The organism is Streptomyces sp. NPDC054975 (assembly GCF_053609105.1).
Window position 1 is genome coordinate 105250 of sequence record NZ_JBSGWV010000020.1, and the last position, 17796, is coordinate 123045.

The window sequence follows — 17796 nt, forward strand, 5'->3', positions numbered from 1 at the left end:
ATGACTGCGCAGATTCATGTCCCGTCCGTGCTGTCCCGGGCCGGAGCCGTCTCGGCTCTCACCCTCGCCGCCCTCGGCGGCACGATGCTGGCACCAGGTGCCGCACCGGAGGCCCAGGCCGCGACGTCGTACGCCGGCAAGGCGCTGAACATCGCGGCTTCGAAGAAGGGATCGCCCTACAAGTACGGAGCGTCCGGACCGACCCGGTTCGACTGCTCGGGGCTCACGCTCTACTCGTACAAGAAGGCGGGCAAGTCGCTGCCTCGTACCGCGCAGCAGCAGTACAACAAGACCCGGCACATCTCCGCGTCCAGCAGGCAGAAGGGGGACCTGGTCTTCTTCCACTCGGGTGGAAGGGTGTACCACGTGGGGATCTACGCCGGTGGCGGCAAGATCTGGCACTCGCCCAAGAAGGGCTCCTGGGTGAAGCTCGACAAGATCTGGTCGTCCAAGGTGTATTACGGCCGGGTGCGCTGACGCCCCGTCCGGTCCGACGCGAGCGGGGGTACGGTGGCGCCGCCGTACCCCTCCGCGGCGGCGGGGGCGGTCCACGGCAGGTTGATCCAGACCGTCTTGCCGCCCTCGTCGGTCGGGGTGACCGAGAGCCGGCCGCCGGCCTCGGCCGTCAGGATCCGGATGATGACCATCCCGCGTCCGTTGTCCTGCTGCACGGCCGCCGGGAGCCGCTTCGGCCAGCGGGGATGGCTGTCGGTCACGCCGATGTGGAGCTGCTCCTCGCGCTCCAGGCGGATGTCGACGGTGAAGGTGGGCGACTGTCCGAAGGTGTGCTGGACGGCGTTGGTGGCCAGCTCCGAGACGATCAGCCGGACCGTGTCGGCGGTGTCGCTGCCGCCTGCGAGCCCCCACCCGCCGAGGACGTCGGCGACATATCTTCGGGCGGCGGACACCGAGGCGGGATCGCTCGGCAGAGTGACGGTTGCTTCCTGGTGGTCTGCCATGGCAACGCTGTCCCTTTCCCACCGGGCCCGGCCCGGATTGCACTTCGCGTCAGACTGCCACCGATCGTGCCGCCCTGGGCGGCGATCCACCAAGATATGTGCATATTTGTCGCTCGAAGCGGTGAACTCTGCTACGAGAGACCGTATTTGGGACGCGCTCAGTGCTCGGCGGGCGGCGCCGTCCGCACGATGGTGGTGACGGCCTGTTCGATCTGCGCGTCCGTCAGGTCCGCGCGGGCCGTGAGCCGCAGCCGCGAGATGCCGTCGGGGACGGACGGCGGCCGGAAACAGCCGACGGCGATCCCCTGCTCCCGGCAGTCGGCGGCCCACCGCAGCGCCGCCTCCGGCGACGGCGCGCGGACGGAGACGACGGCGGCGTCGGGACGTACGGCGGTCAGCCCGGCCTCGTCCAGCCTCCGGTGCAGCGTCGTGGCGACGGCCCTGGCGCGCTCGGCGAGGCCGGGGTCGCCCTGGATCAACCGCAGGCTCGCCAGGGCGGCGCCGACGGCGGCCGGGGCGAGCCCGGTGTCGAAGATGAACGTACGGGCCGCGTTGACCAGGTGCTCGACGACCCGGGCCGGACCGAGGACGGCTCCACCCTGGCTGCCCAGCGACTTGGAGAGGGTGAGGGTGGCCACCACGTCCGGGTCGCCCGCGAGTCCGGCGGCGTGCAGGGCGCCCCGGCCTCCGTCGCCGAGCACGCCCAGGCCGTGGGCGTCGTCCACGACAAGCCCGGCGCCGTGCGCCCGGCACGCCTCGGCCAGTGCGGGCAGCGGGGCCCGGTCGCCGTCCACCGAGAAGACGGAGTCGGAGACCACGAGCGCCCGGCGGTCCGGGTGGGTCTGGAGGGTCTTGCGAACCGCCTCGGGGTCGGCGTGCGGGACCACGGCCGTCTCGGCGCGCGAGAGCCGGCAGCCGTCCACGATCGAGGCGTGGTTGCCGGCGTCGGAGACGATCAGCGCGTCGCGGCCGCTCAGCGCCGTGAGAGCGGCGAGGTTGGCGGTGTAGCCGGAGGAGAAGACGAGGGCCGCCTCGAAACCGCAGAACTCGGCGAGTTCGCGTTCGAGCCGGGCGTGCAGCCGGGTGGTACCGGTGACCAGTCGCGAGCCGGTGGATCCCGCGCCCCAGCGGCGGGCCGCCTCGGCCGCGGCCTCCGTGACCTCGGGGCGGCGGGTCAGGCCGAGGTAGTCGTTGCTCGCCAGGTCGAGCAGCTCCGACTCGGCGGGCCGGGGCCTCAGGGTCCGGACGAGCCCCGCCTCCGCGCGGCGGCGCGCCTCGGCGTCGGTCCAGTCGAACGGGGTCCGGCGGGTGTCCTCGTCCCGGTACATGGGGCAGATCCTTTTGTAGGCAGCGCACAGACCCTAACCGTCCACGCCCGGGGACAGGGTGTGGTCATCCACACACGTCAAAAGGGCGCGTTTGTTCAGATCCTCCTTGGCCACGGGGTGTGCCGTAGGCAAGGATCAGCCCTTATGGACCTGCTGAACACGCTGGTGGACAAGGGGCTGCGGCGCGAGCTGCCGAGCCGTGAAGAAGCGCTCGCCGTGCTGGCGACCTCCGACGACGAACTGCTCGATGTGGTGGCCGCGGCGGGCAAGGTGCGCCGTCAGTGGTTCGGGCGGCGCGTGAAGCTGAACTATCTCGTCAATCTGAAGTCGGGGCTGTGCCCCGAGGACTGCTCGTACTGTTCGCAGCGGCTCGGCGCGACGACCGGGATCCTCAAGTACAGCTGGCTGAAGCCGGACGAGGCCTCGCAGGCCGCCGCCGCCGGTGTCGCGGGCGGCGCGAAGCGGGTCTGCCTGGTGGCGAGCGGCCGGGGGCCGACGGACCGGGACGTCGAGCGGGTCGGCAGGACGATCGAGGCCATCAAGGAGCAGAACGAGGGCATCGAGGTCTGCGCCTGCCTGGGGCTGCTCTCGGACGGCCAGGCGGAGCGGCTGCGCGAGGCGGGCGCCGACGCCTACAACCACAACCTGAACACGTCCGAGGGGACGTACGGGGAGATCACCACCACCCACACCTACGCGGACCGGGTGGACACCGTGCAGAAGGCGCACGCCGCCGGTCTGTCGGCCTGCTCGGGGCTGATCGCGGGCATGGGCGAGAGCGACGAGGACCTGGTCGACGTCGTCTACGCACTGCGGGAGCTGGACTCGGACTCGGTGCCGGTGAACTTCCTCATCCCGTTCGAGGGCACTCCGCTGGCGAAGGAGTGGAACCTCACCCCGCAGCGCTGCCTGCGGATCCTGGCGATGGTCCGGTTCGTCTGCCCGGACGTCGAGGTCCGGATCGCGGGCGGGCGCGAGGTGCACCTGCGCACGATGCAGCCGCTCGCGCTGCACATCGCGAACTCGATCTTCCTCGGTGACTACCTGACGAGCGAGGGCCAGGCCGGCAAGACGGACCTGGACATGATCGCGGACGCCGGCTTCGAGGTGGAGGGCGCGGGCACGACCACGCTCCCCGCGCACCGCGCGGACGCCCTCGCGGCGGCGGGCGCGACCGGCGGCGGCGGCTCGGCGGCGTCGGCGAGCTGCGGCTCGCACGCGGAGGCCGGCGCGGGCTGCGGCTCGCACGCGGAGGCGGGCGGCGGCTGCGGGCCGTGCGGCGGTCACGCGGCGGAGCCCGTGGACACCCCGGCCGAGGTGTCGAACCCGCGGACCGACCTCGTGGCCGTGCGCCGTCGCGGCGCGGGAACGGACCTCGCGCCGAATGCGTAACGACGAGCTGCTCGCCCTGGACCGGGCCCACGTCTGGCATCCTTACGGCCCCATGCCGGGCCGCGCCGAGCCCTTGGTCGTCGCGTCCGCGTCCGGGGTACGGCTCCGGCTCGCCGAACCGGCGCACGGGCAGAGCGAACTGATCGACGGCATGTCGTCGTGGTGGTCCGCGATCCACGGCTACAACCACCCGGTGCTCAACGAGGCGGCACGCGGTCAGCTGGACCGGATGAGCCACGTCATGTTCGGTGGGCTCACCCACGAGCCGGCCGTCCGGCTCGCCGCCCGGCTCGTGGAGATCACGCCCGAGCCGCTCCAGCACGTCTTCCTCAGCGACTCGGGGTCGGTCGCCGTCGAGGTCGCCATCAAGATGTGTCTGCAGCACTGGCGCTCGGTGGGCCGGCCGGAGAAGCGGCGGCTGCTGACCTGGCGCGGCGGCTATCACGGGGACACCTGGCAGCCGATGGCGGTGTGCGACCCGAAGGGCGGCATGCACGACCTGTGGTCGGGGGCGCTGCCGAAGCACTTCTTCGCCGAGCCGCCGCCCGCCGGGTACGAGGAGTCGTACGCGGAGCATCTGCGGGACATGATCGGCCGGCACGCGGAGGAGCTGGCCGCGGTGATCGTGGAGCCGGTGGTGCAGGGCGCGGGCGGCATGCGCTTCCACTCGCCCGCGTATCTGCGGGTGCTGCGGGAGGCGTGCGACGCGCACGACGTCCTGCTCGTGTTCGACGAGATCGCGACCGGCTTCGGCCGTACGGGCGCGCTGTTCGCGGCGGACCACGCGGGGGTCTCCCCCGATGTGATGTGCGTGGGCAAGGCGCTGACCGGCGGATACCTGTCGATGGCGGCCACCTTGTGCACCCCGCGGGTGGCGGACGGCATCTCGCAGGGCGAGGTCCCGGTGCTCGCCCACGGGCCGACGTTCATGGGCAATCCGCTGGCCTGCGCCGTGGCGTGCGCCTCGATCGACCTGCTGCTGTCGCAGGACTGGCAGGTGGAGGTCAAGCGGATCGAGGCGGGTCTGCGCGAGGGTCTCGCGGGGGCGACGGCGGTGCCGGGGGTCCGTGACGTACGGGTCCTCGGGGCGATCGGGGTCGTCCAGCTCGACCACGAGATCGACATGGCCGCGGCCACGGAGGCGGCGGTCCGCGCGGGCGTCTGGCTGCGGCCGTTCCGCGACCTGATCTACACGATGCCGCCGTTCGTGACGGGCGACGAGGACGTCGCCCGGATCGGCGCGGCGGTCCGGGCGGCAGCGGCGGCGGGCTGAGCCCGTCACGCCCGCCCGGAGTGACCGGCGGGGCAACCGTCCAGGGGCCACGTCAGAGAGGACTCGCACACACCATGAGCGTCATCGTCGTCAGCGGTACGGGTACGGAGATCGGGAAGACGATCGTCACCGCCGCCCTGGCCGCCGTGGCCACCGGCCAGGGGCGGTCCGTCGCCGTGCTCAAGCCCGCGCAGACCGGGCTCGCGGCGGGCGAGCGCGGGGACGCGGACGAGGTCGTACGGCTCTCCGGCGCCGCCGCCTCGGCCGAACTGGGCCGATTCCCCGAGCCGTTGGCGCCCGCCACGGCCGCCCGGCGGGCCGGGATGACCCCGGTCGGCCCCCGCGAGGTCGCCGAGGCGGCCGAGAAGCTGGCCACCGAGCACGACCTGGTCCTCGTGGAGGGCGCGGGCGGGCTGCTGGTCCGCTTCGACCACGAGGGCGGCACGCTCGCCGACGCGGCCCGGCTCCTCGGGGCGCCGGTCCTGGTGGTGACGCCCGCCGGTCTCGGCACGCTCAACGCGACCGCTCTGACCGCCGAGGCCCTCGCGGCGCGCGGCATCGAGCAGCTCGGTGTCGTCGTCGGCAGTTGGCCGGCCGCACCGGACCTGGCCTCGCGCTGCAACCTGGCCGACCTGCCGGAGGCGGCCGGGGCGCCGCTCCTCGGGGCCGTACCGGAGGGTGCGGGCGGCCTCGACCCGGCCGCGTTCCGGGCGCGGGCGCATCAGTGGCTGGCTCCGGCGCTCGGCGGCGTCTGGGACGCCGCGACGCTCTGATCTCCGTAGGCTGGTGTCATGCGCGCACAGGTTGCGGAGATCGTCTTCGACTGCGGTGACCCGGCCCGTCTGGTGCGGTTCTGGGCCGAACTCCTCGGCGGCACCCCGGTCGACCGCGGCCCCGACTGGTCGTACGTCGAGCCGCCCGGTTTCGTCCGGATCGCCTTCCAGCAGGTGCCCGAGGGCAAGGCCGTGAAGAACCGCCTCCATCTGGATCTGCACGCGCCCGACGTGAGCGCGGCGGCCGACGAGGCGATCGTCCTCGGGGCCACCCGGTCCGGCGGGCTCGTCACCGACGCGGAGGGGGACTTCCAGGTGATGCACGACCCCGAGGGCAACGAGTTCTGCTTCGTGTCGGGCTGAACGGGTCGGAACGGGGCAGAATCACCCCGTCCGCGCGTCGGAGGAGGCCCTGATGTCATCACGTACCGCCCCGGTCCCCCGGGACGCCGTCCACCACCCCCTCTTCGCCCGGTTCTACGCCCGGTTCAGCGTCTCCGCCGACACCAAGGGCGGCATCGGCGCCCTGCGTACGGAGCTGCTGACCGGTCTTTCCGGCCGGGTCATCGAGATCGGCGCCGGGAACGGGCTGAACTTCGCCCACTACCCCGGGGCGGTCTCCGAGGTCGTGGCCATCGAACCGGAGCGCCATCTGCGCCAGTTGGCCGCCGAGGCCGCCCTGCGCGCCGACGTGCCGGTGGACGTCGTGCCGGGCGCGGCGGAGGCGCTGCCGGTGAAGAGCGAGGCCTTCGACGCTGCGGTCGCCTCGCTGGTGCTGTGCACGGTACGGGACGTGCCGCGCGCGCTCGCGGAGGTACGGCGGGTGCTGCGGCCGGGCGGCGAACTGCGGTTCTTCGAGCACGGAGTCGCCCCGTCGCCGGGGATGGCCCGGACCCAGCGGGTCCTGGACCGCACGGTGTGGCCGCGGCTGTTCGGCGGCTGCCACACGGGCCGTGATCCGCTGGCGGCGATCGAGGCGGCGGGCTTCGAGGAGGTCACGTACCGCCGTTTCGTCGTCCCGGAGGGCGGGCCCCGGCTCCCCAGCTCGTACTGCGTGCTGGGCACGGCACGGAAGAGCTGAGGCTCGACGGCGCGTGCACGGCGCCTGGTTCGCTCAGCGGCTCCACTGGCGCAGCTCGTCGGCGATGACCCGGACGTCCGCCTCGCCCTTCTTCACCAGCCGGGCCAGATCCCTCACCTGCTCCGGCGAGGTGACGACCTTCAGTCCGCTGGCGACGAGGTAGCCGTAGGCGACGGCCGAGGCGAACATGGCGTTGGAGTGCTCCAGGGCCGGGACGTGCAGCAGCAGTTGGAGGAGGGCCGCGGCGCGGGCGTGCGGGTCGCCGTACACGGGCACGCCGAAGATCTCGGCGTCGTGCCGGCCGACCGCGGCGACGAGCGCGCCCCAGTCGGTGACCTGGGGGTCGCCGGGCGTCTGGTGTTCGGCCACCATGAGCAGCCAGGAGAGGTCGACCGTGAGGCTCATGCGGTGCGGTCGCGCTCCGTCCCGAACTCCTCGGCGAACACGGACTCGTACTGCTTCATGAAGTCGGCCGCCGCCTCGACGAAGGCGCGCCCCGATTCCCCGGCGTCCTGCTGGACGAGTTCCTCGATGTACCGGTTGACGCTCACACCGCGCTGCTGCGCCCGCCGACGCGCGGTGTCGGCGGTCGTCTCGTCCACGCGGACGTTCAGCTGGGTCTTGGCCACACGACCACGCTAGCGCCGAGGCGCTAGCACGGGCAAGCGCTCCGGGCACGCAGGCGGGCGCCTGCCCCTCTCACGCGCAGGACGGGCAGAGGCCGCGGTAGGTGACGTCGGCCGCCGAGACCGTGAATCCGAAGCGCTCCCCCGCCGGCAGGTCGGCCAGCGGGTCGCCGTCCGGGTGGACGTCCCGGATGGTGCCGCATCGGGAGCAGACCAGGTGCTGGTGCGGGTGGTGCGCGTTCGGGTCGTAGCGCTTGGCCCGGCCGTCGGTGGAGACCTCGATGATCTCGCCGAGGGAGACCAGCTCACCGAGCGTGTTGTAGACGGTCGCCCGGGAGATCTCCGGCAGCCGCTCGGCCGCGCGGACGTGGACCTCGTCGGCCGTGAGGTGCACATGGTCGCCGTCGAGGACCTCGGCCACGACACGCCGCTGGGAGGTCATCCGCCAGCCGCGTCCACGCAGTCGCTCCAGCAGGTCGCTCATATCGGTTCACCCATTCAGCTCGGTTTTTCGGCAGGACACACGACGTTCACGAAGAGACGCCAGGGTTTCCGATCGGGTAGAGGGTTGGCGTACTTCTTGACTTGGATTCTGTCCATCGTAGGATCGGTTCTGGCAATAGCCAAGGGACAACATGGTCCGGACGGGCGGCACAACCACCCTCCTGGACCACCCAGGCCGCGCATCGCGATCCGCCCCGTCCGGAAGGATTCCCATGTCCGAGAACCACGACGCCATCGTCACCGACCCCGTACCGCAGGAGTCGGCTGGTGGCTGCCCGGTCGCGCACGGCCGCGCCGCGCACCCGACCCAGGGCGGCGGCAACCGGCAGTGGTGGCCGGAGCGGCTCAATCTGAAGATCCTCGCCAAGAACCCCGCCGTGGCGAACCCCCTCGGCGAGGATTTCGACTACGCCGAGGCGTTCAACGCCCTCGACCTCGCGGCCGTGAAGCGAGACATCGCCGAGGTGCTCACCACCTCCCAGGACTGGTGGCCGGCCGACTTCGGCAACTACGGCCCGCTCATGGTCCGTATGGCCTGGCACTCCGCCGGCACGTACCGCATCAGCGACGGCCGCGGTGGCGCCGGCGCCGGTCAGCAGCGCTTCGCGCCGCTGAACAGCTGGCCGGACAACGGCAACCTCGACAAGGCCCGCCGTCTGCTGTGGCCGGTCAAGCAGAAGTACGGCCAGTCCATCTCCTGGGCCGACCTCATGATCCTCACCGGCAACGTCGCCCTGGAGACGATGGGCTTCAAGACCTTCGGCTTCGCCGGTGGCCGCGCCGACGTGTGGGAGCCGGACGAGGACGTCTACTGGGGCCCCGAGACCACCTGGCTCGGCGACGAGCGCTACACCGGTGACCGCGAGCTGGAGAGCCCGCTCGGCGCGGTCCAGATGGGTCTCATCTACGTGAACCCGGAGGGCCCCAACGGCAACCCGGACCCGCTCGCCGCGGCGCGCGACATCCGCGAGACCTTCCGCCGGATGGCGATGAACGACGAGGAGACCGTCGCCCTCATCGCCGGTGGCCACACCTTCGGCAAGACCCACGGCGCGGGCCCGGCGGACAACGTCGGCGACGACCCCGAGGCCGCCCCCATGGAGGCGCAGGGCCTCGGCTGGGCGAACTCCTACGGCACCGGCAAGGGCGCCGACGCGATCACCAGCGGCCTGGAGGTCACCTGGACCACCACGCCGGCGCAGTGGGGCCACGACTTCTTCAAGCACCTCTTCGAGTACGAGTACGAGCTCACCCAGAGCCCGGCCGGCGCTCACCAGTGGGTGGCGAAGAACGCCGAGGCGATCATCCCCGACGCGCACGACGCGTCGAAGAAGCACCTCCCGACCATGCTCACCACCGACCTGTCGCTCCGCTTCGACCCGGTCTACGAGCAGATCTCGCGGCGCTTCTACGAGCACCCGGAGGAGTTCGCGGACGCCTTCGCCCGCGCCTGGTTCAAGCTCACGCACCGTGACATGGGCCCGGTCGTGCGCTACCTCGGCCCGGAGGTCCCCTCCGAGACGCTGCTCTGGCAGGACCCGCTGCCGGCGCGCGAGGGCGAGCTGATCGACGCCGCCGACATCGCCTCCCTCAAGGAGCAGATCCTCGGCTCGGACCTCACGGTCCCGCAGCTGGTCTCCGCCGCCTGGGCCGCCGCCTCCTCCTTCCGGGGCAGCGACAAGCGCGGCGGCGCCAACGGCGGCCGTATCCGCCTGGAGCCGCAGCGCAACTGGGAGGTCAACAACCCGGACGAGCTGGCCCAGGTCCTGCGTACGCTCGAATCCATCCAGGAGTCCTTCAACGCCACCGGCGCCAAGAAGGTCTCGCTGGCCGACCTGGTCGTGCTCGCGGGCTCCGCGGCCGTCGAGCAGGCGGCCAAGGACGGCGGCTTCGACATCGAGGTTCCGTTCACGCCGGGCCGTGTCGACGCCACTCAGGAGCAGACGGACGTCGAGTCGTTCGCCGCGCTGGAGCCGGCCGCCGACGGCTTCCGCAACTACGTCGGCAAGGGCAACCGCCTGCCGGCCGAGTACCTGCTGACCGACAAGGCGAACCTGCTGACCCTCAGCGCGCCCGAGATGACGGTCCTCGTCGGTGGTCTGCGCGTCCTGGGCGCCAACCACGCCCAGTCCAAGCACGGTGTCCTGACGGACAAGCCGGGCACGCTCTCCAACGACTTCTTCGTCAACCTGCTCGACATGGGTACGACGTGGAAGTCGACGTCCTCGGCGCAGGACGAGTTCGAGGGCCGCGACGCGGCCACGGGCGCGGTCAAGTGGACCGGCACCCGTGCCGACCTGGTCTTCGGCTCGAACTCCGAGCTGCGCGCGCTCGCCGAGGTCTACGCGAGCGACGACGCGAAGGAGAAGTTCGTGAAGGACTTCGTCGCCGCCTGGCACAAGGTCATGGAGCTGGACCGCTTCGACCTCGTCTGATCACCCGGCACAAGCCGTGACGTCCAGGCCTGCCCGCAGGGGCGGGCCTGGACGTCCGTCGTCACGCACCGGCGTCCCCCCGCGACGAGACCGTTCCGCATGGCGAAACGCGGTCGACGGACGGGCGGGCCGGTGGTGGGATTCCGGTCATGACCGAACCGCACATCCGAGCCGCCGCACCGGCCGACCTCGACGCCGTCCTCGCCTTCTGGAAGACCGCCGCCGAGGGGACGAGCATCAGCGACGACCGCGACGGGATCGAGCGTCTCGTCGCCCGTGACCCCGAGGCCCTGATCCTGGCCGAGCGCGACGGCGTGCTCGTCGGCACGGTGATCGCCGGCTTCGACGGGTGGCGCTGCCACCTCTACCGCCTCGCCGTGCACCCGGACCACCGTCGCCGGGGCGTGGGCGGAGCGCTGCTCGCGGCGGCGGAGGAACGTTTCGTACGCCTCGGTGGGCGGCGCGCCGACGCGATGGTGCTCGACCGCAACGAACTCGGGCAGCACGCCTGGCGGGCGGCCGCGTACGGCCCCGAGGAGCAGTGGACCCGTTGGGTGAAGCCGCTGCCCACCGCGTGACCACGCCGCCCGCGTCCCCTCACCCCTAACCCGCTTTGCCCCTCCTTTACCATGGGTGATTCCATCCCCGTACGACCGAAAGGTGTGAGCGTCCGCCCATGGGCGAGCCTCCCAGTACCAAGCGAGCGATCTCTCCGTCCCTGACTGATCATGGAACGGAGGTGAACCGATGACCGAAGTGCTTCTGCTCGGGCTGGCGCTGCTGCTCTCGCTCGCGTGCGGTGCCTTCGTCGCGGCCGAGTTCTCGCTGACCACCGTCGAGCGGTCCGAGCTCGAACGGGCCGTGGAGCGGGGCGAGCGGGGCGCGGCCAGCGCCCTGAAGGCCGTCAAGTCGCTCACCTTCCAGCTCTCCGGCGCCCAGCTCGGCATCACGGTCACCAACCTGATCGTCGGCATGCTCGCCGAGCCCTCGATCGCCGCGCTCCTGCGCGGCCCCTTCGAGGACATCGGCCTGTCCTCCACGGTCGCCTCCTCGGTGGCCCTGGTCCTCGGCACCGCCCTGTCGACCGTCGTCCTGATGGTCGTCGGCGAGCTGGTGCCCAAGAACTGGGCCATCTCCTCACCACTGGCGATCGCCAAGCGGGTGGCGACCCCGCAGCGGATCTTCACCGCCGCGTTCAAGCCCCTGATCAGCCATCTCAACAACACGGCGAACCGGATCCTGCGCCGGCTCGGCATGGAGCCGACCGAGGAGCTGGCCTCCGCCCGCTCCCCGCAGGAGCTGGTGGCCCTGGCCCGCCACTCCGCCAAGGAGGGCGCCCTGGAGCCGGACACCGCCGAGCTGTTCGTACGGACCCTCAACCTGGCCGAGCTGACCGCCGAGAACGTGATGACCCCGCGCGTACAGGTCACCGCCCTGGAGGTGCAGGCCACGGCGGAGGACGTCGCCAACGCGACCCGCGCGACCGGCCTGTCCCGCTTCCCGGTCTACCGGGGCAGCCTCGACGCCGTGGTCGGCATCGCCCACATCAAGGACGTCCTGGCCATACCGGCCGACGAGCGGCGCCTGCGGCGCATCGGCGACATGCTCCGGGAGCCGCTGCTCGTCCCGGAGACGCTGACCGTGGACCGCCTCCTGGACCGGCTGTCCGGCAAGCAGACCATGGCCGTCGTCATCGACGAGTACGGCGGCACCGCCGGTGTCGCGACGCTGGAGGACATCGTCGAGGAGGTCGTCGGCGAGGTGCGCGACGAGCACGATCCGCACGAGACGCCCGACCTGGCACGGGCGGGCGTGGACGCGGACGGGCGCGTGCTCTGGTCCGCCGACGGCGCCGCCCGGACCGACCAGCTGGAGGCGATCGGCCTGCGCGTCCCGGACGGACCGTACGAGACGCTCGCCGGTGTCATCGCCAACGAACTGGGGCGGATCCCCGCGGTCGGCGACCGTGTGGTGCTCGCCGGCTGGCAGCTCGACGTCGTGGACGCCTCCGGCCGCAGGGCGGCGCGGGTGCTGCTGCACGTGCCGCCCGTCCAGGAGTCCGGTACGACCCAGGAGGCCGGCCGATGACCGCGATCCAGTTGCTGATCGGCGCGCTGACGCTGGTCGTGAACGCCTTCTTCGTCGGCGCCGAGTTCGCCCTGATCTCCGTGCGCCGCAGTCAGATCGAGCCCGAGGCGGAGGCGGGGAACCGGCGGGCGCGCAGCGTCATCTGGGGCCTGGAACACGTCTCGGCGCTGCTCGCCGCCGCCCAGCTCGGCATCACGCTGTGCACCCTGGTGCTCGGCATCGTCGCCGAGCCCGCCATCGCGCACCTGCTCGAACCGGTCTTCGACGCGGTCGGCGTGCCGCACGGTCTGGTGCACCCGGTCTCGTTCGTGATCGCGCTGGCCGTGGCGACGTATCTGCACATGCTGCTGGGCGAGATGGTCCCGAAGAACATCGCGCTCGCCGAGCCGACCCGCTCGGCGCTGCTGCTCGGGCCGCCGCTGGTCGCGCTCGCCCGGGCGCTGCGCCCGGTGATCTTCACGATCAACGCCTTCGCCAACGGCCTCCTGAAGCTGTTGCGGGTGGAGGTGAGGGACGAGGTCTCGGCCACGTTCTCGGACGACGAGCTGGCCCGGATGGTGACCGACGCCGGTGTCGCCGGCCTGCTCGACGACCGTGCGGCGGAGCGGCTGCACGACGCCCTGGAGCTCGGACGGCGACCGGTGCGGGACGTCGTCATGCCGGTGGAGAAGGTCGTGTACGCGGCCGTCGGGACGACGCCGGAGGAGCTGGAGGCGCTCTCCGCCGAGTCGGGCTTCTCCCGCTTCCCGGTGGTCGACACGGCCCGGCGGATCCTGGGCTACCTGCACGTGAAGGACGCCCTGGACGCGATGCCGAGGGACCTGCCGTTCCCGGTCACGGCGATGCGCCCGATCGCGCGCGTCCGGGCGGCGACGCCGATGGACGACGTCCTGACGGCGATGCGCCGCAGCCGTACGCACCTGGCGGCGGTCCTGGACGAGGACGGCAAACTGGCCGGCCTCGTCACGATGGAGGACGTACTGCGGGAGCTCGTCGGACGGCCGGCGGCCTAGCGGGCGGGACGGGCCCCGGGGCGCGCGGCGCCCCGGGGCCCTTCGCGTTTCCCGTCCCTGGCCTCCGGCGGAGCGTCCGCATACCGCGCGGTATGATCGCTGTCGCCATGGAGATGAATGCCACCTACACCAGTCTTGTCGCCGTCGGGGACAGCTTCACCGAGGGAATGTCGGACCGACTGCCCGACGGCACGTACCGGGGGTGGGCGGACCTTCTCGCCGCCCGGCTGGCCGCCCGCAGCCCCGACTTCCGCTACGCGAACCTCGCGGTGCGCGGCAAGCTCATCGGCCAGATCGTCGAGGAGCAGGTGGACCTGGCCGCCGCGATGAAGGCGGACGTGGTGACGCTGGTCGGCGGCCTGAACGACACGCTGCGGCCGAAGGTCGACATGGGGCGCGTACGGGACCTGCTCACCGAGGCCGTCGAGAAGCTGGCGCCCTCCTGCGGGCAGCTGGTCCTGATGCGCAGCCCGGGCCGCAACGGTCCCGTCATGGAACGTTTCCGGCCACGCATGGAGGAGCTCTTCGGGTACGTCGACGAGCTCGCCGCCCGCCACGGCGCCCTGGTGGTCGACCTGTACGGGACGCCCGCGCTCGGCGACCCGCGCATGTGGGACGTCGACCGGCTCCACCTGACCGGCGAGGGGCACCGGCGGGTGGCCGAGGCCGTGTGGCAGGCCCTGGGCCTGGAGGCGGAGCACGACTGGCGGACGCCGCTGCCGCCGACGCTCCCGCCGAGGTGGCTGAACCGCCGCCTCGGGGACGCCCGGTTCGCCAGGGAGCACCTCGGCCCGTGGATCGGCCGCCGCCTGACCGGCCGCTCCTCGGGCGACGGCCGCCCGGCGAAGCGCCCGGACCTGCTCCCGTGGGAGCCGCCGACGGCGTAGTGGCCGGCCCCACGGGCCGGCACGGGGTGGCCACCTACGCGGTCCCGCAGTCCTGAACTGTGCCGCATGCGCGCGTGAGGTGTGTCTCGTAGCAAGAGACGAACCCGGCCGTGGCGCTGGCCTGCAGAAACCGCCAGTAGAATCTGTCCACGTGACTGCTGTGACTGCGAAGCCCCGCATCCCCAACGTCCTGGCCGGCCGCTACGCCTCCGCGGAGCTCGCCGTCCTCTGGTCCCCCGAGCAGAAGGTGAAGCTGGAGCGCCGGCTGTGGCTCGCCGTGCTGCGTGCCCAGAAGGACCTCGGGATCGAGGTTCCGGACGCCGCCCTCGCCGACTACGAGCGCGTGCTCGACCAGGTCGACCTCGGCTCCATCGCCGAGCGCGAGAAGGTCACCCGGCACGACGTGAAGGCCCGGATCGAGGAGTTCAACGCCCTCGCCGGTCACGAGCACGTCCACAAGGGCATGACCTCGCGCGACCTCACCGAGAACGTCGAGCAGCTCCAGATCCGGCTCTCCCTTGAGCTGATGCGGGACCGCACGGTCGCCGTCCTCGCCCGCCTGGGCAAGCTGTCCGGCGAGTACGCCGAACTCGTCATGGCCGGCCGCTCGCACAACGTCGCCGCCCAGGCCACCACCCTCGGCAAGCGCTTCGCGACGGCCGCCGACGAACTCCTCGTCGCCTACGGCCGTCTCGAGGAGCTGCTCGCCCGCTACCCGCTGCGCGGCATCAAGGGCCCGGTCGGCACCGCCCAGGACATGCTCGACCTCCTCGGCGGCGACGCCGGGAAGCTGGCCGAGCTGGAGAACCGGATCGCCGGTCACCTCGGCTTCGCGCACGCCTTCACCTCGGTCGGCCAGGTCTACCCGCGCTCGCTCGACTACGACGTGGTCACCGCGCTCGTCCAGCTGGCCGCCGCGCCCTCCTCGGTCGCCAAGACGATCCGCCTGATGGCCGGCCACGAGCTGGTGACCGAGGGCTTCAAGCCCGGCCAGGTCGGCTCGTCCGCCATGCCGCACAAGATGAACACCCGCTCCTGCGAGCGCGTCAACGGCCTCATGGTCATCCTGCGCGGATACGCGTCGATGACCGGCGAGCTGGCGGGCGACCAGTGGAACGAGGGCGACGTCTCGTGCTCGGTGGTCCGCCGGGTCGCGCTGCCGGACGCGTTCTTCGCGCTGGACGGCCTCCTGGAGACCTTCCTGACCGTCCTCGACGAGTTCGGCGCGTTCCCCGCGGTCGTCGCCCGCGAGCTGGACCGGTACCTGCCGTTCCTGGCCACCACCAAGGTCCTGATGGGAGCCGTCCGCGCCGGTGTCGGCCGGGAGATCGCCCACGAGGCCATCAAGGAGAACGCCGTCGCCTCGGCCCTCGCCATGCGCGAGCAGGGCGCCGAGCGCAACGAGCTCCTCGACAAGCTGGCCGCCGACGAGCGGATCCCGCTGGACCGCGCGCAGCTCGACGCGCTGATGGCGGACAAGCTGTCGTTCACCGGCGCCGCCGCGGACCAGGTCGCCGCCGTGGTCTCCCGGATCGAGGAGATCGTCAAGCAGCACCCGGAGGCCGCCGCGTACAGCCCCGGGTCGATCCTCTGACCCGGTTCACCCCGCAGGAGCTTCAGGCCGCCCGCGACCGCCTCGTCCCCGACGTGGCCGCGGGCGGCCTTTCGGTCCTCTTCTGCGGGATCAACCCCGGTCTGATGTCGGCGGCGACGGGCCATCACTTCGCCCGCCCGGGCAACCGCTTCTGGCCGGTGCTCGAACGGTCCGGGTTCACGCCCCGGCTGCTGAAGCCCGCGGAGCAGGAGGAGTTGCTCGCGTACGGCCTCGGCATCACGAACGTGGTCGCGCGGGCGTCGGCCCGGGCCGACGAGCTGAGCGACGAGGAGTTCCGGGAGGGCGGCCGACTGCTGACCGCGCGCGTGGAGCGGCTGCGGCCGAGGTGGCTGGCGGTCGTCGGCATCACCGCGTACCGGACGGCGTTCGGGGAGAAGCGCGCGGTCGTCGGCCCGCAGGAGCGCACGATCGGGGAGACCCGGATCTGGGCGCTGCCCAACCCGAGCGGCCTGAACGCGCACTGGACCCTGGAGACGATGGCGCAGGAGTTCGCGCGGCTGCGCGAGGCAGCGGGGGTGCCGGACCGGCGACGGCCCGACGTCACGGCGGACCCGCCTCGGTGACCTGGGCACTTTGATGCCCGGTCGGCTCTCGCCGCACTCCTGTCCATTGAGTAACATCCGGCAGACATGTGCACGAGCTGGGAGGACACACGGTGGGGCGGCTGACCGGCGGGGATCCGTCGCTGCTGCGGCGGATCAATTCCGCGGTGGTACTCCATGCTCTGCGGGGCGCCGACGCGCTCACGCTCACGGACCTGACCCGGATCACGGGGCTGTCCCGGCCGACCGTGGAGGGCGTCGTCGAGGGGCTCATCGTCGGGGGGCTCGTCGTCGAGGTCGGGCCCGAGGAGGGTGAGGCGAGGCGGCAGGGCCGACCGGCCCGGAGGTTCCGCTTCCGGGCGGAGGCCGGGCATCTGCTGGGCATCGAGATCGGCCCGCACCGGGTCGCCGCGCTGCTCTCGGGCCTCGACGGCCGGATCATCGGCGCGGGCTCCCGTGAGGTCTCGGAGACGGCTCCGGAGGACGAACGCCTGGAGCGCGTCCGTACGGTCGTCGCCGACGTGCTGCGCAGGGCCGGGGTGCCCCGGTCGAACCTGCGGGCGGTCGGTGTCGGCACGCCCGGGATCGTCGAGGCGGACGGCCGCGTGCGGCTCGGGACGGCGCTGCCCGGCTGGACGGGCCTGGCCCTCGGGGAGCGGCTGCGGCGGTCGTTCAAGTGCCCGGTGCTCGTGGAGAACGACGCGAACGCGGCGGCCGTCGCCGAGCACTGGAAGGGCGCGGCGACCGACTCCGACGACATCGTCTTCGTCCTGGCCGGGCTGAGCCCCGGCGCGGGGTCCCTGATCGGGGGGCGTCTGCACCGGGGGTACGGCGGGGCGGCGGGCGAGATCGGCGCGCTGCACCTGCTCGGCCGCGGGGTCACCCCCGAGCACCTGCTCTCGACCACGGACGAGCCGCTCCACCCGCTGGACGAGCAGGCGGTGGCGGAGGTCTTCGCGCTGGCGCGCGGGGGCGACGCGCGCGCGGAGGCCGCGGTGGAGCGCTTCACGCAGCGTCTGGTCCACGACGTGGCGGCGCTGGTCCTCGCCCTCGACCCGGAGCTGGTGGTGGTCGGCGGCTGGGCGGCCGGCCTGGACGGCGTCCTCCAGCCGCTCCGTGACGAACTGGCCCGCTTCTGCCTCCGGCCGCCACGCGTGGTCCTGTCGATGCTGGGCGAGGCGGCGGTGGGCACGGGCGCGCTGCGCCTGGCCCTGGACCACGTGGAGGAACAGCTCTTCGCGGTGGAGGGCACGGCGACGGCCCGCCGCTGAGAAACACGG

General features: G+C 72.4%; 19 protein-coding genes. 14 read left to right on the top strand and 5 right to left on the bottom strand.

What is annotated here, in order from left to right:
- The gene (locus tag ACWF79_RS19685; protein ID WP_453729377.1) at positions 1–477 is read left to right on the top strand and encodes a C40 family peptidase; all 477 of its coding nucleotides are present in this window, start codon (positions 1–3) and stop codon (positions 475–477) included.
- On the opposite strand, the gene ACWF79_RS19690 is transcribed toward ACWF79_RS19685, so the two are convergent.
- Together ACWF79_RS19690 and ACWF79_RS19695 are read right to left on the bottom strand one after the other, a co-directional pair.
- On the bottom strand, positions 459–959 hold the full coding sequence (locus tag ACWF79_RS19690) for an ATP-binding protein (RefSeq protein WP_453729378.1): 501 nt from the start codon (positions 957–959) through the stop codon (positions 459–461). The two genes, ACWF79_RS19685 and ACWF79_RS19690, sit on opposite strands and share 19 nt — an antisense overlap.
- A gap of 158 nt (positions 960–1117) precedes the next feature.
- Entirely contained in the window at positions 1118–2287 is a 1170-nt protein-coding gene (locus tag ACWF79_RS19695; RefSeq protein WP_453729379.1) for an 8-amino-7-oxononanoate synthase, read from the bottom strand.
- Between the two features lie 144 nt (positions 2288–2431).
- On the opposite strand from ACWF79_RS19695, the gene bioB reads away from it, so the two are divergent.
- The 5 genes from bioB (at position 2432) to ACWF79_RS19720 (ending at position 6806) form a co-directional block, all read left to right on the top strand.
- Positions 2432–3679, top strand: a complete 1248-nt coding sequence (bioB, locus tag ACWF79_RS19700; protein WP_453729380.1) for a biotin synthase BioB — start codon at positions 2432–2434, stop codon at positions 3677–3679.
- Positions 3672–4952, top strand: a complete 1281-nt coding sequence (locus ACWF79_RS19705; RefSeq protein WP_453729381.1) for an adenosylmethionine--8-amino-7-oxononanoate transaminase — start codon at positions 3672–3674, stop codon at positions 4950–4952. The genes bioB and ACWF79_RS19705 overlap by 8 nt, the downstream gene beginning before the upstream one ends.
- Before the next feature lie 74 nt (positions 4953–5026).
- Positions 5027–5725 carry a dethiobiotin synthase gene (gene bioD / locus ACWF79_RS19710; RefSeq protein ID WP_453729382.1) on the top strand — a complete coding sequence of 233 codons (699 nt, stop codon included), beginning with the start codon at positions 5027–5029 and terminating at the stop codon, positions 5723–5725.
- Between the two features lie 18 nt (positions 5726–5743).
- Complete coding sequence (locus ACWF79_RS19715) at positions 5744–6088, top strand: VOC family protein (RefSeq protein WP_453729383.1); 345 nt, start codon at positions 5744–5746, stop codon at positions 6086–6088.
- Between the two features lie 52 nt (positions 6089–6140).
- A complete protein-coding gene (locus ACWF79_RS19720) occupies positions 6141–6806 on the top strand; it encodes a class I SAM-dependent methyltransferase (protein WP_453729384.1) in 666 nt (221 codons plus the stop codon).
- 33 nt (positions 6807–6839) lie between these two features.
- Here ACWF79_RS19720 and ACWF79_RS19725 read toward each other — a convergent pair whose 3' ends face one another.
- From ACWF79_RS19725 to ACWF79_RS19735, 3 genes are all read right to left on the bottom strand, one after another.
- Positions 6840–7211, bottom strand: a complete 372-nt coding sequence (locus tag ACWF79_RS19725) for a fic family toxin-antitoxin system, toxin component (RefSeq protein ID WP_361957369.1) — start codon at positions 7209–7211, stop codon at positions 6840–6842.
- Positions 7208–7435: an antitoxin gene (locus ACWF79_RS19730; RefSeq protein ID WP_361957366.1), complete on the bottom strand. Its 228-nt coding sequence runs from the start codon at positions 7433–7435 to the stop codon at positions 7208–7210. The genes ACWF79_RS19725 and ACWF79_RS19730 overlap by 4 nt, the downstream gene beginning before the upstream one ends.
- Before the next feature lie 70 nt (positions 7436–7505).
- Entirely contained in the window at positions 7506–7916 is a 411-nt protein-coding gene (locus ACWF79_RS19735) for a Fur family transcriptional regulator (RefSeq protein ID WP_453729385.1), read from the bottom strand.
- Positions 7917–8148: 232 nt separating this feature from the next.
- Here ACWF79_RS19735 and katG point away from each other — a divergent pair, with 232 nt between their 5' ends.
- From katG to ACWF79_RS19775, 8 genes are all read left to right on the top strand, one after another.
- Positions 8149–10371 (top strand): catalase/peroxidase HPI, encoded by a 2223-nt coding sequence (gene katG / locus ACWF79_RS19740; RefSeq protein ID WP_453729386.1) that lies wholly within the window; start codon positions 8149–8151, stop codon positions 10369–10371.
- A gap of 149 nt (positions 10372–10520) precedes the next feature.
- Complete coding sequence (locus tag ACWF79_RS19745; RefSeq protein ID WP_453729387.1) at positions 10521–10949, top strand: GNAT family N-acetyltransferase; 429 nt, start codon at positions 10521–10523, stop codon at positions 10947–10949.
- A 169-nt stretch (positions 10950–11118) separates the two neighbouring features.
- Complete coding sequence (locus ACWF79_RS19750; RefSeq protein WP_453729388.1) at positions 11119–12459, top strand: hemolysin family protein; 1341 nt, start codon at positions 11119–11121, stop codon at positions 12457–12459.
- Complete coding sequence (locus ACWF79_RS19755) at positions 12456–13472, top strand: hemolysin family protein (RefSeq protein WP_453729389.1); 1017 nt, start codon at positions 12456–12458, stop codon at positions 13470–13472. Before ACWF79_RS19750 ends, ACWF79_RS19755 begins: the two co-directional genes overlap by 4 nt.
- Positions 13473–13579: 107 nt before the next feature.
- Entirely contained in the window at positions 13580–14359 is a 780-nt protein-coding gene (locus ACWF79_RS19760) for an SGNH/GDSL hydrolase family protein (protein ID WP_453729396.1), read from the top strand.
- A 151-nt stretch (positions 14360–14510) separates the two neighbouring features.
- Positions 14511–15953, top strand: a complete 1443-nt coding sequence (purB, locus tag ACWF79_RS19765) for an adenylosuccinate lyase (RefSeq protein ID WP_453729390.1) — start codon at positions 14511–14513, stop codon at positions 15951–15953.
- Positions 15950–16537, top strand: a complete 588-nt coding sequence (gene mug, locus ACWF79_RS19770) for a G/U mismatch-specific DNA glycosylase (protein ID WP_453729397.1) — start codon at positions 15950–15952, stop codon at positions 16535–16537. The genes purB and mug overlap by 4 nt, the downstream gene beginning before the upstream one ends.
- 92 nt (positions 16538–16629) lie before the next feature.
- Positions 16630–17787: an ROK family transcriptional regulator gene (locus ACWF79_RS19775; RefSeq protein ID WP_453729391.1), complete on the top strand. Its 1158-nt coding sequence runs from the start codon at positions 16630–16632 to the stop codon at positions 17785–17787.
- The last annotated feature ends 9 nt before the right edge of the window (positions 17788–17796 follow it).

Coding starts and splice junctions, on each gene's coding strand:
- ACWF79_RS19685 (WP_453729377.1), top strand. CDS start 1: ATGACTGCGCAGATTCATGTCCCGTCCGTGCTGTCCCGGGCCGGAGCC.
- ACWF79_RS19690 (WP_453729378.1), bottom strand. CDS start 959: ATGGCAGACCACCAGGAAGCAACCGTCACTCTGCCGAGCGATCCCGCC.
- ACWF79_RS19695 (WP_453729379.1), bottom strand. CDS start 2,287: ATGTACCGGGACGAGGACACCCGCCGGACCCCGTTCGACTGGACCGAC.
- bioB (WP_453729380.1), top strand. CDS start 2,432: ATGGACCTGCTGAACACGCTGGTGGACAAGGGGCTGCGGCGCGAGCTG.
- ACWF79_RS19705 (WP_453729381.1), top strand. CDS start 3,672: ATGCGTAACGACGAGCTGCTCGCCCTGGACCGGGCCCACGTCTGGCAT.
- bioD (WP_453729382.1), top strand. CDS start 5,027: ATGAGCGTCATCGTCGTCAGCGGTACGGGTACGGAGATCGGGAAGACG.
- ACWF79_RS19715 (WP_453729383.1), top strand. CDS start 5,744: ATGCGCGCACAGGTTGCGGAGATCGTCTTCGACTGCGGTGACCCGGCC.
- ACWF79_RS19720 (WP_453729384.1), top strand. CDS start 6,141: ATGTCATCACGTACCGCCCCGGTCCCCCGGGACGCCGTCCACCACCCC.
- ACWF79_RS19725 (WP_361957369.1), bottom strand. CDS start 7,211: ATGAGCCTCACGGTCGACCTCTCCTGGCTGCTCATGGTGGCCGAACAC.
- ACWF79_RS19735 (WP_453729385.1), bottom strand. CDS start 7,916: ATGAGCGACCTGCTGGAGCGACTGCGTGGACGCGGCTGGCGGATGACC.
- katG (WP_453729386.1), top strand. CDS start 8,149: ATGTCCGAGAACCACGACGCCATCGTCACCGACCCCGTACCGCAGGAG.
- ACWF79_RS19745 (WP_453729387.1), top strand. CDS start 10,521: ATGACCGAACCGCACATCCGAGCCGCCGCACCGGCCGACCTCGACGCC.
- ACWF79_RS19750 (WP_453729388.1), top strand. CDS start 11,119: ATGACCGAAGTGCTTCTGCTCGGGCTGGCGCTGCTGCTCTCGCTCGCG.
- ACWF79_RS19755 (WP_453729389.1), top strand. CDS start 12,456: ATGACCGCGATCCAGTTGCTGATCGGCGCGCTGACGCTGGTCGTGAAC.
- ACWF79_RS19760 (WP_453729396.1), top strand. CDS start 13,580: ATGGAGATGAATGCCACCTACACCAGTCTTGTCGCCGTCGGGGACAGC.